The organism is Marinobacter sp. EhC06 (assembly GCF_001650915.1).
Lineage (GTDB): Bacteria > Pseudomonadota > Gammaproteobacteria > Pseudomonadales > Oleiphilaceae > Marinobacter.
Genome location: NZ_LXYO01000023.1, coordinates 1074665 through 1090034 on the forward strand (window position 1 = coordinate 1074665; position 15370 = coordinate 1090034).

Annotated in this window: 13 protein-coding genes; 2 read left to right on the forward strand and 11 right to left on the reverse strand. The window is 59.1% G+C overall.

What is annotated here, in order from left to right:
• Window positions 1–255: 255 nt before the first annotated feature.
• A complete protein-coding gene (locus A8B84_RS14745; RefSeq protein ID WP_064229878.1) occupies window positions 256–2070 on the forward strand; it encodes an SLC13 family permease in 1815 nt (604 codons plus the stop codon).
• A gap of 68 nt (window positions 2071–2138) precedes the next feature.
• Window positions 2139–3506 (forward strand): selenoneine synthase SenA, encoded by a 1368-nt coding sequence (gene senA / locus A8B84_RS14750; protein ID WP_064229879.1) that lies wholly within the window; start codon window positions 2139–2141, stop codon window positions 3504–3506.
• A 26-nt stretch (window positions 3507–3532) separates the two neighbouring features.
• Here senA and A8B84_RS14755 read toward each other — a convergent pair whose 3' ends face one another.
• The 11 genes from A8B84_RS14755 to aroQ form a co-directional block, all read right to left on the reverse strand.
• Entirely contained in the window at window positions 3533–5107 is a 1575-nt protein-coding gene (locus A8B84_RS14755; protein ID WP_064229880.1) for a cation:proton antiporter family protein, read from the reverse strand.
• 109 nt (window positions 5108–5216) lie between these two features.
• On the reverse strand, window positions 5217–6155 hold the full coding sequence (locus A8B84_RS14760; RefSeq protein WP_064229881.1) for an alpha/beta fold hydrolase: 939 nt from the start codon (window positions 6153–6155) through the stop codon (window positions 5217–5219).
• A 115-nt stretch (window positions 6156–6270) separates the two neighbouring features.
• Window positions 6271–7557 carry a phosphoribosylamine--glycine ligase gene (gene purD / locus A8B84_RS14765; protein ID WP_064229882.1) on the reverse strand — a complete coding sequence of 429 codons (1287 nt, stop codon included), beginning with the start codon at window positions 7555–7557 and terminating at the stop codon, window positions 6271–6273.
• Between the two features lie 116 nt (window positions 7558–7673).
• On the reverse strand, window positions 7674–9254 hold the full coding sequence (gene purH / locus A8B84_RS14770; RefSeq protein ID WP_064229883.1) for a bifunctional phosphoribosylaminoimidazolecarboxamide formyltransferase/IMP cyclohydrolase: 1581 nt from the start codon (window positions 9252–9254) through the stop codon (window positions 7674–7676).
• A 78-nt stretch (window positions 9255–9332) separates the two neighbouring features.
• Window positions 9333–9650, reverse strand: a complete 318-nt coding sequence (fis, locus tag A8B84_RS14775; protein WP_008170934.1) for a DNA-binding transcriptional regulator Fis — start codon at window positions 9648–9650, stop codon at window positions 9333–9335.
• Window positions 9647–10645: a tRNA dihydrouridine synthase DusB gene (dusB, locus tag A8B84_RS14780; RefSeq protein WP_064229884.1), complete on the reverse strand. Its 999-nt coding sequence runs from the start codon at window positions 10643–10645 to the stop codon at window positions 9647–9649. Before dusB ends, fis begins: the two co-directional genes overlap by 4 nt.
• A gap of 224 nt (window positions 10646–10869) precedes the next feature.
• Window positions 10870–12114, reverse strand: coding sequence for a DUF3426 domain-containing protein (locus tag A8B84_RS14785; RefSeq protein ID WP_064229885.1), 1245 nt, complete (start codon window positions 12112–12114; stop codon window positions 10870–10872).
• 61 nt (window positions 12115–12175) lie between these two features.
• Window positions 12176–13072, reverse strand: coding sequence for a 50S ribosomal protein L11 methyltransferase (gene prmA, locus A8B84_RS14790; protein WP_008170937.1), 897 nt, complete (start codon window positions 13070–13072; stop codon window positions 12176–12178).
• 2 nt (window positions 13073–13074) lie between these two features.
• Window positions 13075–14421 (reverse strand): acetyl-CoA carboxylase biotin carboxylase subunit, encoded by a 1347-nt coding sequence (accC, locus tag A8B84_RS14795; protein WP_064229886.1) that lies wholly within the window; start codon window positions 14419–14421, stop codon window positions 13075–13077.
• Window positions 14422–14439: 18 nt separating this feature from the next.
• Window positions 14440–14898 carry an acetyl-CoA carboxylase biotin carboxyl carrier protein gene (accB, locus tag A8B84_RS14800; protein WP_064229887.1) on the reverse strand — a complete coding sequence of 153 codons (459 nt, stop codon included), beginning with the start codon at window positions 14896–14898 and terminating at the stop codon, window positions 14440–14442.
• Window positions 14899–14925: 27 nt separating this feature from the next.
• On the reverse strand, window positions 14926–15366 hold the full coding sequence (gene aroQ / locus A8B84_RS14805; protein ID WP_064229888.1) for a type II 3-dehydroquinate dehydratase: 441 nt from the start codon (window positions 15364–15366) through the stop codon (window positions 14926–14928).
• Between the last annotated feature and the right edge of the window lie 4 nt (window positions 15367–15370).

Sequence of the window (15370 nt, forward strand, 5' to 3'; positions counted from 1 at the left end):
CGAACTGCTGAACGTTCAGTAAATGCTGGTAATACCGGAACTGCTCGATCCGATCACTGCCCTGTGACCGCATACGGCTGGGGGAAACAGGCAAACAACTCCTGCTGGCGGACATTCAGTTTGTATGCCAGTTTATACACTTTCCGACCTTTCAGGAGGTTAGGGTCAGAGGCTTCTGCCAACCCGGGTTTTCTGTAAAGTTTGCCGACACAGGTTGCAAGCCGGATGGGCAGAGGCTGAAGCCATGGAGGTACAGTGAGCGCCAGTCAGGCAATTGTTTTTTTGATACTGGGTTTCGCCCTTGTATTGTTCGTCTGGAACCGGATCCGTTTTGATCTGGTGTCGCTGCTGGCACTTCTGGCCGTCGCTATCACCGGCATTGTGCCTGCGGATCAGTTATTCGATGGCTTTGGCCACCCGGCTGTTGTGACTGTGGCTGCGGTTCTGGTGATCAGCCAGGGTCTGGTCAACGGCGGTGTGGTTGACCGCCTGGCACGCCTGCTCGGTAAAGTGGGGCACCGACCAACGCTACAGGTGTTGATGCTGACCTCGGTGGTAGCCCTGAGCTCGGGCTTCATCAACAACGTCGGTGCGCTTGCACTTCTGATGCCGGTGGCGATCTGGATGTCCCGGGAAGCCGGGCGGTCTCCCTCCCTGCTGCTGATGCCCCTGGCGTTTGGCTCCCTGCTGGGCGGGACTATGACCCTGATCGGCACGCCTCCGAATATCATCATTGCCAGTTACCGGGAAACGGGTTCCTTTGGCATGTTTGATTTCGCGCCGGTGGGCCTGGCAATAACCGTGGCTGGCATTGTCTTTATCACGCTGTTCGGGTGGCGTCTGACCCCCAGACGGGGGAAACCCGATGACGGCGGCAAGCTGTTCAGCGTGGGGGATTATGTTACCGAGCTTCGGGTTCCGGACGATTCCTCGCATATTGGCGCAACACTGCATGGCCTGCTGACACGCGCTGACGCCGAGAAGGATGTGGTGGTGCTCGCGCTGATCCGGGATGACAAGCGGTCACTGGCACCATCGACGTTTTCCGTTCTGCGCGGCGGCGATCTGCTATTGGTGGAGGCGGATACCGATGCATTGCAGGAATTTCTGGACAGCACCGGGCTTGAGTTGGCGAATGTGGAGGAGTCTTCCTCCGAAGAGCCCGACGACGATGAGGAGGTCCCGGAAAAACCGCGTGAAAAGTCACTGTCCGAGGGTGACGTCCGCTTGATGGAGGCGGTGATCACACCAGAATCCGGTTTGATCGGGAAAACCGCTAACAGGCTCAATCTTCGTGAACAGAATGGTCTCAATATTGTCGCTGTTGCCCGCCAGGGGCAACGGTTGCAGCGACGCCTGGGTGATATTCGGTTTCAGGCCGGCGACATTCTTCTTGTCCAGGGCGAGGAGGAAACCTTGCGAGTTACCCTTCAGGGGCTCGGCTGCCTGCCGCTGGCCGAGAGAGGCCTCCGGTTTGGACGGGAACGCAACGCGCTTCTGGCTGGCGGGTTGTTTGTGGCTGCCATCGCCGTAATCGTCGTTGGCTGGTTATCGCCACCGATCGCGTTGGTTGCCTGCGCCGTTGCCATGGTTCTCAGTGGTGTACTCAGCAACCAGGAAGCTTACCGGGCGATCGACTGGCCCGTTATCGTTCTGTTGGCGGCAATGATTCCGGTGGGCAAGGCACTCGAAACCACCGGTGGGGCGGAGCTGATAGCGTCCTGGATGCTGATGCTTGGCTCCGGGGGCGATGCCTGGATGATCGTTGCGATTGTCCTGGTGGGTACCATGTTGCTCTCGAACGTTGTGAACAACGCGGCGGCTGCCATCCTGGTTGCCCCTATTGCCTTGAGTCTTTCGGGCCAGTTGGGCATTGCCGCAGATGCCATGTTGATGGCGGTAGCGAGTGGCGCCTCCTGTGCATTTCTTACCCCGGTGGGCCATCAATCCAACGCGCTGGTAATGGAGCCCGGTGGCTACCGGTTTGGCGATTACTGGCGCCTGGGGCTGCCGCTGTCTTTACTGGTGACCCTGGTGGCGGTCCCTGTCATTCTGGCTGTCTGGGGGTGAGGCCGTTTAACCCGGCTTTGAACTCTCTGGTATGCTGAGCTAACTGTATTTTTTACGAGTGGCTGGCAATGACAGTGATTGAGCAAATCGATCAGGCAAAGGCGGAATTGCTGAATCAGCTTGAGTGGACAAGGAAGCGTACCGAGACCCTGGTGTGTTCGCTGCCGGAGGTCGCGCTGGACGTTCCCTACCATCCGGGCGTCAATCCGCCGTTGTGGGAGATGGGCCACGCTGCTTTCTTCTACGAGGTGTTCGTATTCAACCTGCTGGATGGCATGCCAAGCCACGACCCATCCATGGACGATCTCTGGGATTCGTTCCATATCGAGCATCGGGATCGCTGGAATCGGGAGTTGTTTCCCGGGCGACAGAAAACCCTCGAGTATTTCAATCTAATCTATGATCGCGTGGCCGAGCGGATCGAAAAAGAGCCGTTAACCGACCAGGCCCTTTACCTATACCGATACGCGATCTACCACCAGAACATGCACATCGAGTCGATGATCTGGTGCCGTCAGACTGTTGGCTACCCGGCACCTCCCGGCACCGATCTTTTTCGTCCGGCACCTGGCGCGCCGCATCACGGCGACGCGGTGATTCCGGCAGGGGAGTGGCTCATCGGCATGCCGGGTGACTCGGAGCGGTATGCCAGTGAAGACTTTGCCTTTGATAATGAAAAGCCACGGTTTACCGTGAAGCTCGAGTCGTTCGCCATTTCAAAATGCCTGGTCAGTAATCGCCAGTTCCTGGAGTTCGTGGAAGACGGTGGCTATCGGCGACCCGCTCTCTGGTCTTTCGGGGGGCAGAAATGGCTTCAGACTGAATCCGATGTGGCCCTTGTTCATGGCAGTCGAGAACCGCTGTTTCGGGCCCCCCGTCACCCGCTTTATTGGCGCTGGCATGATGAGCAGTGGCAGGAGCGGGTGTTCGATCGGTGGCAGCCTCTGAATCCGGAGTCACCGGTCACCCACGTGACGTTCTGGGAGGCGGAGGCGTATTGTCGATGGGCAGGGCGTCGCCTGCCGACGGAGTATGAATGGGAAGTGGCGGCCCTGGGGAATCGCCCTGGCGAGCCCTTCCGGCGTTTCCCCTGGGGCAACTCGACGCCAACCGAGCAACTGGCGGATCTGAACGGGCGCGCCATGGCCCAGAACCCGGTGTTTGATTTTCCCGATGGTGACAGCCCCTTTGGCTGTCGGCAGATGACCGGTACGGTCTGGGAATGGACCAGCGACCAGTTCCTGCCTTACGACGGTTTCAAGGTGGATATGTACCCTTTCATGTCCACCCTGCAGTTCGGCGATCACAAAGTCACCAAAGGTGGCGGCTGCGCAACATCATCCTGTCTGATAAGGGGCACCTACCGGCAGGCTTACCTGCCCCTGCGTAATGATGTCTATACCGGGTTCCGGACCTGCGCTCTTGAACAGGAGTAACCGACGGGCTGTTCTGGCCGCTCCGATTACTCGGGTTTGCCCATTGCCCGGGACGGTTTCGCGGGTGTCTTGTCTATCAGGTGGCTGGCCAAGGCAACGCCGGTCTCGCTCATGGTCAGATAGGCTTCGTCGGCGCCGGCTTCCCGGATCTGTTTTGCTTCATCCTCGTACATGGTGTGGGCCACGATAAAGCCCTTGAAGCCCAGCTTCCGGAGCATTCGTGCGGCGATCAATTTGCCCTCGATATCACCCATTGCAAGGATTACAGATTGCACCGCAGGCATGTGCAGGCCGTTCCAGAAAGAAGCATCTTCGGCGTCAGCAAAGACCACGTTGCGGCCTTCTTTCTGGTGTTGAAGGGCCTTCGCAGGGTCGGAATCCAGCCCCATCAGTTTCGGCTGATCATCGCAGAGCCAGTCGTAGGCGGCGGTTCCTGTCCGCCCCATGCCCATGATCAGAACCCGGGTGTCGCCCAGTGACAGCGGTTGTTCATCCGGATGATGCTTGCTGCCTTCAAACCGGCTGAGCCCCTGGGCGTAACGTTCATAAAGACCGTGGGCAAATCGGTTGATGGGTGCCGAGACCAGGAACGACAGTGATACCGAAATCGCCAGAGGCACCAGCCATTCAGGTAAGGCAACGCTCGCGACAATCAGGCCGAATTCGCTGTAGTTGGTTAGTGCCAGCGCACTCAGGAAGCCGCTACGGGCCCGCAGGCGGAAGGCCAGCAGGAGGAAAAAGAACAAGATGCCTTTCAGCGGCAGGACCAGCCCGGCGATTATAGCAAAGAGGAGCGCATCCCCATCGGGCAGACCGCCAATGCCAATCTGCAGGAAGAAACCCACCAGGAACACTTCCTTGACGCTCCACAGCGACTTGGAAAGCTCCTGTGACCGGGGGTGATTGGCCAGCATGGCGCCGAAAACCAGCGCGCCAAGCTCGGAGCTCAGACCGACCGCCTCGAAGCCAAGCCCGCCGACAACGAGCGCGAGCAGCAGTCCCAGGAGCACCAGCAGTTCGTCGTGGCCACTGGCATCCAGCAGCTTGAACAGGAGAGGTCGAAGCAAGGGCAGCCCGAACACAATCAGAGCCCATTCGGAGGGTGTTTTCCCGGCCGCGAGGCTCATGACGACCAGGGCAATCAGGTCCTGCATGATCAGGATGCCGATGGCGACCCGGCCATGGAATGCCCGCAGTTCCCTTTTGGATTCAAGCACCTTGGCGGCCAGCACCGTGCTCGAGAAGGACAAGGCGATGGCCAGCATCAGCGCGGTTGACCAATCGAGGTCCATCAGCAGGTATACACCGGGGGTAAATACCGCGCAGGTGATGCCAAAGTGCAGAAGACTGCCGCCAATCACTTCCGGACTGACGATGGAGCGGAGCTTAAGTTTCAGCCCCACGGTGAAAAGCAACAGGAGCACCCCAAGGTGCGCGATGTGTTGGAGAACGTCGGTCTCCTCAATCACAACACCGGTTGCCTCTGCAATGCCACTGAGCACAAAGCCTGCAGCCAGGTAGCCGACAAGGGGAGGGAGACCAACAAGCTTGACCAGCAGGCCAAGGCCGAAGGCAAAAGTAATCCAGATCGCTTCAGGCATGGGGTATCAGTTCGGAGGTCAAAAGCACAATGGTTGCTAGGCTACCCTGTTTTGCCGTGCCCTTGTAGTCGCTGAAGGTGGAATGTGGATACTATTGTTTAAACGGGCATCAGTCAGCCGGCTGGTCGATAAAGGTCCGGAACAGCTTTGCTGATTCGGCCGGGGCCTCCACCATCGGTGCGTGGCCGATACCGTCCATCAGCTCCAGCCTGGCATTCGGGATTGCTGCCGCGAACACCTCGCCGTTTCGGTAGTTAATGACCCGGTCTTCCTTGCCCCAGATGATCAGGACCGGGGCCTGAATCCGGGTAATGGCATTGCGGAAGTCTGACTCGAACCCGGCATCACGAATGGCCGCAAAAATGACCTCGTTGACTTCCCGATTGGCAATGGCCCGCTCTTCCATAACGCCCATGATAGGCCAGGGCACAAAGGGTTCTTTCTCAAGTGCAAACTCCATGAGCCGCTCGAAGTCACCGGGCTTTTTGGGAATCAGCGGGTTGTCCCCCTCCATCACCAGATCCACCAGTTCGCTTTCGTACTCCAGAATGCCGGCAGGATCGAACAGCACGGCTGATTTCACTTTCCCGGGATGGTTGGCAGCATAGAGTGCAGTAATCGCACCTCCCATGGAATTGCCCATAATATGGGCATCATCGACGGAAAGTGCCTCCAGAATCTGCGCGACGTACCCTGCCTGATCTTCCAGGCGATAGCCGATATCCAGGGGTTTGCTGCTGTCACCATGCCCAGGCAGGTCGATCGCGTAGACATTGAAATCGTCGGTCAGGTGACCGGCCAGACGGGTCCAGTTGTCTTTGTTGGCCCCGAAGCCATGGATCATCACAATGGTGTCGCCATTAACCGCCTGGTGATTTCTCAGGTAGGCGATCTCCAGGTTATCGACAGCCACGGTGTCCGCTTCCAGGCCTGCGGAGGACCGCTCAAGCCCGATGGCCGTCTCGTAAATGCCCTGGCGTGAGCAGGCGCTCAGAAGGAGTGAGACAGTCAGAACGAAAACAAGGTTCAGTGATAGGGGGCGTTGCATCTGGGGCTCCTTTCGGGCGGCTCATCGGCATCCGTTGCGAGGCGTTTACATTACCCCATAAAAAAGCCCGGTCAATGACCGGGCTGCGTTTTCGCGGACTGGTTTTGGCCAGACGTCAGGATTGCTCGCGGGCAATGGCCCGGAAAGCGATGTCCTTGCGGTAGAACGCGCCATCCCACTGGATCCGCGAGGCCAGTTCGTAGGCCCGTTTTTGGGCCTCGGTGACGGTGTTGCCAAGCGCAGTGGCGCATAGCACTCGGCCGCCATTGGTGACCACCTGGTCGCCATTAAGACGAGTGCCGGCGTGAAACACTTTCTCGCCCTCGGTCTCGGTCTCCGGCAGACCGGAAATGGCGTCGCCCTTGTTGTAGCTGCCGGGGTAACCACCGGCTGCCAACACGATGCCCACGGAAGCGCGGTCATCCCACTCGGAGGGGCACTGGTCCAGCTTGCCGTCGATGGCCGCATCACACAGTTCCACCAGATCGGACTTCATTCGCAGCATGATCGGCTGGGTTTCCGGATCTCCGAAGCGGCAGTTGAATTCGATCACCTTTGGGGCACCGCTGTTGTCAATCATCAGACCCGCGTAGAGGAAACCCTTGTAGGGGTGGCCCTCGTCCGCCATGCCGCGCACGGTGGGGTAAATCACCTCGTCCATGATGCGCTGATGCACGTCGGCAGTGACCACCGGAGCCGGCGAGTAGGCGCCCATGCCGCCGGTATTGGGACCGGTATCGCCATCACCAACCCGTTTATGATCCTGGGACGTGGCCATGGCCAGCACATGCTCGCCATCCACCATCACAATGAAGCTGGCTTCCTCGCCTTCAAGGAATTCTTCAATGACCACGCGGCTACCGGCATCACCAAACGCGTTCCCGGCCAGCATGTCGCGGATGGCATCTTCGGCTTCTTCCAGGGTCATCGCAACGATCACGCCTTTGCCGGCAGCCAGGCCATCGGCTTTGACGACGATTGGAGCACCCTGCTGGCGAACATAGGCCAGGGCTTCGTCCACATCAGTGAAGTTGCCGTAGCCGGCTGTCGGGATCTTCTGACGGGCCAGAAAATCCTTGGTGAAGGCCTTGGAGCCCTCCAGTTGGGCAGCGCCGGCACTCGGGCCGAAAACCCTCAGGCCACGCTGCTCGAATTTATCCACGATGCCTGCCACCAGCGGCGCCTCTGGGCCGACGATGGTAAGCCCGACATTGTTGGTGGCGGCGAAGTTGGCCAGGCCGTCCAGATCCATTACATCGATATCGACATTTTCCAGGCCTGTTTCCCGTGCCGTGCCGGCGTTGCCGGGGGCCACAAATACACGGTCTGCCCTGGGGGATTGTGCGGCTTTCCAGGCCAGGGCATGTTCACGGCCGCCGGAGCCAATAACGAGAATATTCATGAGCGTATTCCTGTTTTGTCGGATAACGCCGTTGGCTAATCCGACCTACTGTATTCGAGCTTCAGTTCGTAGGTCGGATTAGCCAACGGCGTAATCCGACACTCCCAAACCTTCCCTTAATGCCGGAAATGACGCATGCCAGTGAACACCATGGCAATGCCGTGCTCGTTGGCCGCATCAATCACTTCCTGGTCGCGCATAGAGCCGCCAGGCTGGATTACAGCGGTAATACCCGCTGCTGCGGCAGCGTCAATGCCGTCCCGGAACGGGAAGAAGGCGTCGGAGGCCATCACCGAGCCTTTCACTTCCAGGCCTTCATCGGCGGCCTTGATGCCGGCAATCTTGGCGCTGTAGACCCGACTCATCTGGCCGGCACCGACGCCGATGGTGCGACCGGCCTTGGCGTAAACAATGGCATTGGACTTGACATATTTGGCCACTTCCCAGGCAAACAGCAGGTCATTGAGCTCCTGCTCGGAGGGCTGACGTTCTGTCACCACCTTAACGTCTTCCATGGCCACCATGCCCAGGTCACGGTCCTGCACCAGCAGGCCGCCGGTTACCCGCTTGTAGTCCATGGAGCGCGCACGATCGCCGTCAAACTCGCCGCAGGCCAACAGACGCACGTTTTTCTTGGCGGACACCAGTTCCACCGCTTCCGGAGCGACAGTTGGCGCGATGATCACTTCCACAAACTGACGATCGATGATGGCTTTGGCGGTTTCCGCATCCAGCTCCCGGTTGAAGGCAATAATGCCGCCGAAGGCTGATGTCGGGTCGGTGGCGAAGGCCAGATCGTAGGCCTGACGGATATCGGCACCGATGGCAACACCACAGGGGTTGGCGTGTTTGACGATCACGCAGGCCGGATCGGCGAAGGGCTTCACGCATTCCAGGGCGGCATCGGTGTCGGCCACGTTGTTGTAGCTCAGCTCTTTGCCCTGGAGCTGTTTGGCCGTGGCCACGCAGGCTTCCTTCGGGTTGCGCTCGGCATAGAAAGCCGCGCGCTGATGCGGATTCTCGCCGTAACGCATGTCCTGGACTTTCACGTACTGGGCGTTGAAGGTGCGGGGGAAATCAGCGTTGTCGTTGTCCGGCGTGCGGCCGCCCAGGTAATTGGCGATGGCACCGTCGTAGCCTGCCGTGTGCTCAAACGCCTTGACCGCCAGATCGAAGCGGGTGCTGTAGGTCAATTGGCCATCGTTGGCATCCAGTTCTTTCAGAACCCGGCTGTAATCGGAGGCGTTCACCACGATCGCGACGTCGTTGTGGTTCTTGGCGGCGGCGCGAACCATGGTCGGCCCGCCGATATCAATGTTTTCAATGGCGGTTGCCAGATCACAGTCCGGCTTCGCCACTGTCTCCTCGAAGGGGTAGAGATTGACCACGACCATATCGATGGGGCTGATGCCATGCTCGGACATTACGGCGTCGTCGGTACCACGGCGGCCAAGAATCCCGCCATGGATCTTCGGGTGCAGGGTTTTTACCCGGCCATCCATCATCTCGGGAAAACCGGTGTAGTCGGAGACTTCGATTACCGGGATGCTGTTTTCTTTCAGGAGGCGGTAGGTGCCACCGGTAGAGAGCAGCTCAACGCCGCGTTCGGTCAGGGCTCGTCCGAATTCGACGATACCGGTTTTATCACTCACGCTGATCAGGGCGCGACGGACGGAGGTGTTAGCCTGGTTTGCCATGGGTCACTTTCTTCGCTGGAGATGAACGAATAAGGGCCTCGCGAATGGTGTCCGGGAGGCCCTCTTCAAATGTCTGGATTATAGCAGACCGTACTGCTTCAGCTTCTTGCGCAGAGTCCCGCGGTTCAGGCCCAGCATGGTGGATGCCTTGGTCTGGTTGTTGCGGGTGTATTTCATCACCTGTTCCAGCAGTGGCGCTTCCACTTCGGAAAGCACCAGCTGGTAGACCTCGGTCACCGGAGCGCCATCCAGTTGGGCGAAGTAGTTTTTCAGGGCCACCTCAACGCTGTCGCGCAGGGTGACGGTGTTGCCGCTGCTGTTCACCGTCTGCAACTGATGGATATCATCGTTGGCCGGGGTGCTCAGGTTGTCGTTTGCCAAAGTCTCAGCGCTCATGCTGCGAATACCTCTCCATTTCGTAAGCCTGCAAAATACTGTTGAATCGTGTCTCTCTGCTCCAGCGCATCGTCGATGGCGTTGAAGCGTTTGCGGAACTGTTTACCCGGATCGTGGGACTGCAGGTACCAGCCCACATGTTTTCTGGCAATACGCACACCCATGGTTTCGCCATAGAAGGCGTGCAGTGCCTGGAGATGCTCGGTCAGAATATCCTCGACCTCATCCAGCTCCGGTGCGGCCATGTGGCTGCCGGTTTCCAGGAAATGCCGGATCTCCCGAAAAATCCAGGGGCTGCCCTGGGCGGCACGGCCAATCAGCAACCCATCGGCACCGGTATGGTGAAGCACGTCCCGGGCTTTCTCCGGCGATGTAATATCCCCGTTGGCAAACACCGGAATGCTGATGCGGGACTTCACATCGGCGATGGTGTCGTACTCGGCGTTGCCCTCGTACTTGTCCGCACGGGTCCGACCGTGAATGGCAACAGCCTGGATGCCGGCATCCTCCGCCATCCGGGCAATAACCAGTGCATTGCGGTTGTCCCGGTCCCATCCGGTACGCATCTTGAGGGTGACGGGAACATCAACCGCCTGAACCACCGCCTCAAGAATCTCGCGAACCAGGGTTTCATCTTTCATCAGGGCCGAGCCGGCAGCCTTGTTACAGACTTTCTTGGCCGGGCAGCCCATATTGATGTCGATGATCTGGGCACCAAACTCCGCATTTTGACGCGCGGCGTCTGCCAGCATTTGCGGATCACCGCCGGCAATCTGCACCGAGCGGGGTTCCGGCTCACCCTGATGGTTAAGGCGTGACCGGGACTTGCGCGTATGCCAGAGTTTGCTGTCCGCTATGACCATCTCCGACACCGCCAGACCGGCGCCCAACCTCCGGCATAAAAGACGGAAAGGGCGGTCCGTTACGCCAGCCATGGGCGCAACAATCAAAGGGTTGGGCAAGGTGTACGGCCCGATTTTTGCCGTTGGCAGCATGATCTGAGTCCGTGTCACAGCGGGTTAAGCAAAGGTCGGGCTGAGCGGTTGTTCAATAAGTAACCGATCCAGCATCCGAAAGGCGGTAATGATACCGCCGGGTGGACCATGATTGAAGGGGCAGGGCGGTGAAAAAATTGATTATTTTTCGCCCTTTCTGGTTGACTTTTGTTCTGTGCGATGGCCGTCGGTAATGGCTGTCGAGTAAATACTTCCTTACTGCATCAGGGTGCGTGGGGGCGGAAGAGGATGTTGTAATTCACTGCGTCACGACCGGGATCCCGGATGTTGATGGCAATGCGCACGGGCGTATCCGTGGGCATGGCGTCCAGCTCCCTGCCTTCGCCGGCCAGGTATTCTTGGGGCGTGAACAGGCTTTGGGCAACCACATCGCCATTCAGGTTGGAAAAGGTCAGGGCAATGGCAGGGAACGGTTGTTCGAAGTCGGCCCGGTTGATGATCACAGCATCGACTACCAGTTGCGAGCGGTTATCCGGGTCGGTCCGAACCACCAGTTTCCGGCTCTGTATCGCCTCAACATTGATCAGCGGTTTGAGCTCGCAGCCGGCCAGTTCACAACCTTTTTCATAGAATGGCCGCAACTCGGGAATGGCGGACAGGCGGTCGAACTGGAACCAGGTTACCTGGGCAATCAGAACGCCGATCAGGCCCAGCACAATTACGCTCCACACTATGGTCCGGATGCCGCTTCCGCCCGAATCGACGGCAACGGGGTCGCGACGCAGGTCCCGGAAGGGCGGGTCGGCATGGAAGGCGTCGGCCGGTCGATCCGGTTCATCGAAATCGAAACCGGATTCGTCCACAAACTCATCGAACGGATCAGACTCCTTGGTCGGCCGGGTGCCAGCGGAAGAGGGTGTTGCTGCCTGCTCGAACACCGGTTCTTCTTCCAGACTCAGTTCTGGGCCGGGTTCCGGTCTGGTTTCCGGCTCGGGCGCTGGTTCTTCCGGTTCGGGCTCGGGGGCCGGTTCCGGGGGCTTCGCAGCAGACGGTTTCGTTGATGCGGGCTCGTCATCCTGCAGAATGGCTTCGGCCCAGCTTTCATCGACTTCCTCGTCGGAACTGTCAGTGTCAGCGTCCTTGTAGTCCGCTTCGTCGCGCTCGTCGAAGCTGCGGAAGCTGTCGCTGAGCTCGTCATCGGAAAAGGTCAGCTTGGTGCCGGCGTAACGGCCTTCCGCCGCATCCTCTTCCGGGTTGTCAGCAAAGACAAAATCTTCCTCGCTTACGCCGGGGCCGGCCGAAGATGGGGTGTCTGCCGGTTTCTCAGGGGCGGGTGAGGTTCGTGTTTTTTCGCCCCCGCCGGGGATAACCTGGTGTTCGATGGCGTTGAACACTTTCATGCAGTTCCCGCAGCGTACCTTGCCCTTGGCAATGCCAAGCTGTTCTTCGGTTACCCGGAATCGGGTCTGGCAATTCGGGCACTGTGTCTGCAGGCTGCTCTGGGTCATGCTTCTTCCTGAAAGCGACTGGGCTACGAGTGTCGGAGTTTAGTCGTTAAGACCGGTTTCGTCATCTGTCGTGGCGCCGTCCTGTGAGGCGTATCCACTCTTCCCGCTGCTCGGGCTCGTCCATGACGAACCATGGCTCATAGGCGGCCATTACTTCCCGGGCCTGGTTAGACAGGATGCCGGACAGCACCAGATCGCCGCCGGGCCTGGTCCGCGATGCAAGATGGGGCGCAAGGCCGATCAGGGGCTGGGCCAAGATGTTGGCAAGCATGATGTCGGCTTTGGTTTCGGGCTCGTTGTCTGGCAGGAACAGGTCCAGCTTGCTGTCTTCGACACCGTTGCGGCGGGCGTTTTCCCGGCTGGCTTCGAGGGCCTGCGGATCGGTATCGACACCAATCACATGGTCTGCGCCAAGGAGCAGGGCCGCAAGGCCGAGAATGCCGGAGCCACAGCCGTAATCGATCACCTGCTTGCCATGGGGATCCTGGCCATCAAGCCATTCGAGGCAGAGGGCGGTCGTTGGATGGGTGCCGGTACCGAAGGCCAGACCGGGGTCCAGCATCAGATTCGCCGCATCCGGGTCAGGTGCGTCATGCCAGCTCGGGACGATCCAGAGCCGCTCGCCGAATTTCAGGGGCTGGAAATCGTCCATCCAGGCCCGTTCCCAATCCTTGTCCTCAACCAGAGTGACGTCGATTTCCGGAAGGGCCTGCTGGGTTTGCTGGTGCCAGGCATCCCGGATATCGGCGCAGAGCTGCTCGATATCCCGGCCGGAATCGAACAGGCCGGTCACGGTTGTCTGGCTCCATAAAGGGGTGGTGCCGGGATCCGGCTCATAGAGAGGTTGGTCGGCGGCATCTTCCATGGAGACGGCGTCAGAGCCCATCTCCATGAGCAGATCCTCAAGCTGATCCGCGTTGTCCGGATCAGCCGGGATCTGGAGTTGTATCCAGGGCATGATTAATCCCGCATCAGTTTCTCAAGGTAGTGGATGGTGAAGTCTACCTGTTTAAAGCCACCATCGCGTACCAGTTTCCGATGCAGAGGCTGGTTGGTCTTGATGCCCTCGACCACCAGTTCGTCCAGCGCATTCTTCATGCGCCGTCGTGCGATCTCGCGGTCATCGCCCCAGGTGATCAGCTTGGCCACCAGCGAATCGTAGAAGGGTGGAACCGTGTAACCGCTGTAAAGGTGGGAATCGACGCGGACGCCATTGCCGCCGGGGGCGTGGTAATGGGAAACCTTGCCCGGGCTGGGAACGAAGGTTTTCGGGTCTTCCGCGTTGATCCGGCATTCCATGGCGTGGCCTGAAATGCGTATGTCATCCTGGGTGTACTGCAGTGGCAGGCCGCTGGCGATGCGCAGTTGTTCGCGGACAATATCCACGCCGGTCACCATTTCGGACACCGGATGTTCAACCTGGACCCGGGTGTTCATTTCGATGAAATAGAACTCGCCGTCCTGGTACAGGAACTCGAAGGTGCCTGCGCCCACATAACCGATTTCCTTGCAGGCATCGGTACATGCCTTGAGGGTGCGCTCCCGGGATTCCGGGTTGATGTTCGGGGCAGGGGCCTCTTCGATGACTTTTTGGTTCCGGCGCTGCATGGAGCAGTCGCGGTCGCCCAGATGAATGCAGTTGCCGTGCATGTCAGCAAGAACCTGGACTTCCACGTGTCGCGGGGTTTCCAGGAATTTTTCCAGGTATACGGTCGGGTCGCCGAAGGCGTTCTTGGCTTCACTCTGGGTGATCTGAACACCTTTCAGCAGTGCAGCCTCCGAGTGAACCACTTGCATCCCACGACCACCGCCGCCGGAAGCCGCCTTGATCATGACCGGGTAGCCGATTTCCCGGGCAATCCGCAGGGTCCGTTCCTCGTCGTCATCCAGCGGGCCATCCGATCCCGGCACGGTTGGAACACCGGCCTTGATCATGGCATTGATGGCCGACACCTTGTTGCCCATCAGGCGGATGGTGTCGGCCTTTGGTCCGATGAAGCGGAACCCGCTTTTCTCAACCTGCTCGGCGAAATCGGCGTTTTCGGCAAGAAAGCCGTAGCCGGGATGGATACCGACGGAATCAGTGACTTCCGCAGCACTGATAATGGTCGGGATATTCAGGTAGCTGTCGGTGGCACTGTTCGGGCCAATACAGACCGACTCGTCAGCTAGGCGTACATGCATCAGATCACGGTCGACCTGGGAGTGCACTGCCACGGTCTTGATGCCCAGTTCCTTGCAGGCGCGCAGAATCCGGAGGGCAATTTCACCCCGGTTCGCGATCAGTACTTTCTCTAACATGGCCATGAGTAACTATTACCCCGTTCAGGAAATGGCGACCAGGGGCTGGTCAAACTCAACCGGCTGGCCGTTCTCGACCAGAATCTCCGTGATGGTTCCGCTTTTGTCTGCCTCAATCTGGTTCATCATCTTCATGGCTTCCACGATGCAGACTACATCACCGACATTGACGGTCTGGCCGACTTCCACGAACGCCTTGGCAGTGGGCGATGGGGAGCGATAGAACGTGCCTACCATCGGGGATTTCAGGGTATGGCCGGTCGGGGCGGCAGGTGCGGAGGATTCTTCCGCAGCCGGAGCTGGGGCGGAAGGCGCAGCGGCCTGGGGTGCCGGGGCCGGGTAATGACTCACGTACTGGGTTCCGGCGGCCGGCTCACGGCGGCGGGAGATACGCACCGAATCGTCCGCTTCGTGAATCTCCAGCTCCTCGACGTCAGATTCCTCGAGCAGCTCGATCAGTTTCTTGATTTTACGAATATCCATAGTCAGTCCAGTCCCGTTTTGTCAGGTCTATCGGTGAATGCGTTTCAGGGCCGCCTGGAGTGCGAGGTCGTACCCCTGGCTGCCCAGCCCACAGATAACGCCTTCGGCGATATCCGAGAAATAGGAGTGATGCCGGAACGGTTCCCGTGCATGCACGTTGGAAAGATGCACTTCAATAAAAGGAATTCCCGAAGCCAGCATGGCATCCCTCAGGGCAACGCTGGTGTGGGTGAATGCGGCTGGATTGATGATGATGAAATCCACGCCTTCCGCCCGGGCCTCGTGAACCCGTTCAATCAGTTCGTATTCGGCGTTTGATTGCAGGTGGAGCAGATGGTGCCCGCGCTCTGCCGCCTGTGAACGCAGCCGGTCGTCGATATCCGCCAGAGTCTCGTAGCCATAGACCTCCGGCTCGCGGGTGCCGAGCATGTTGAGGTTGGGTCCATGGAGTACGAGAATTGTCGACATGGTG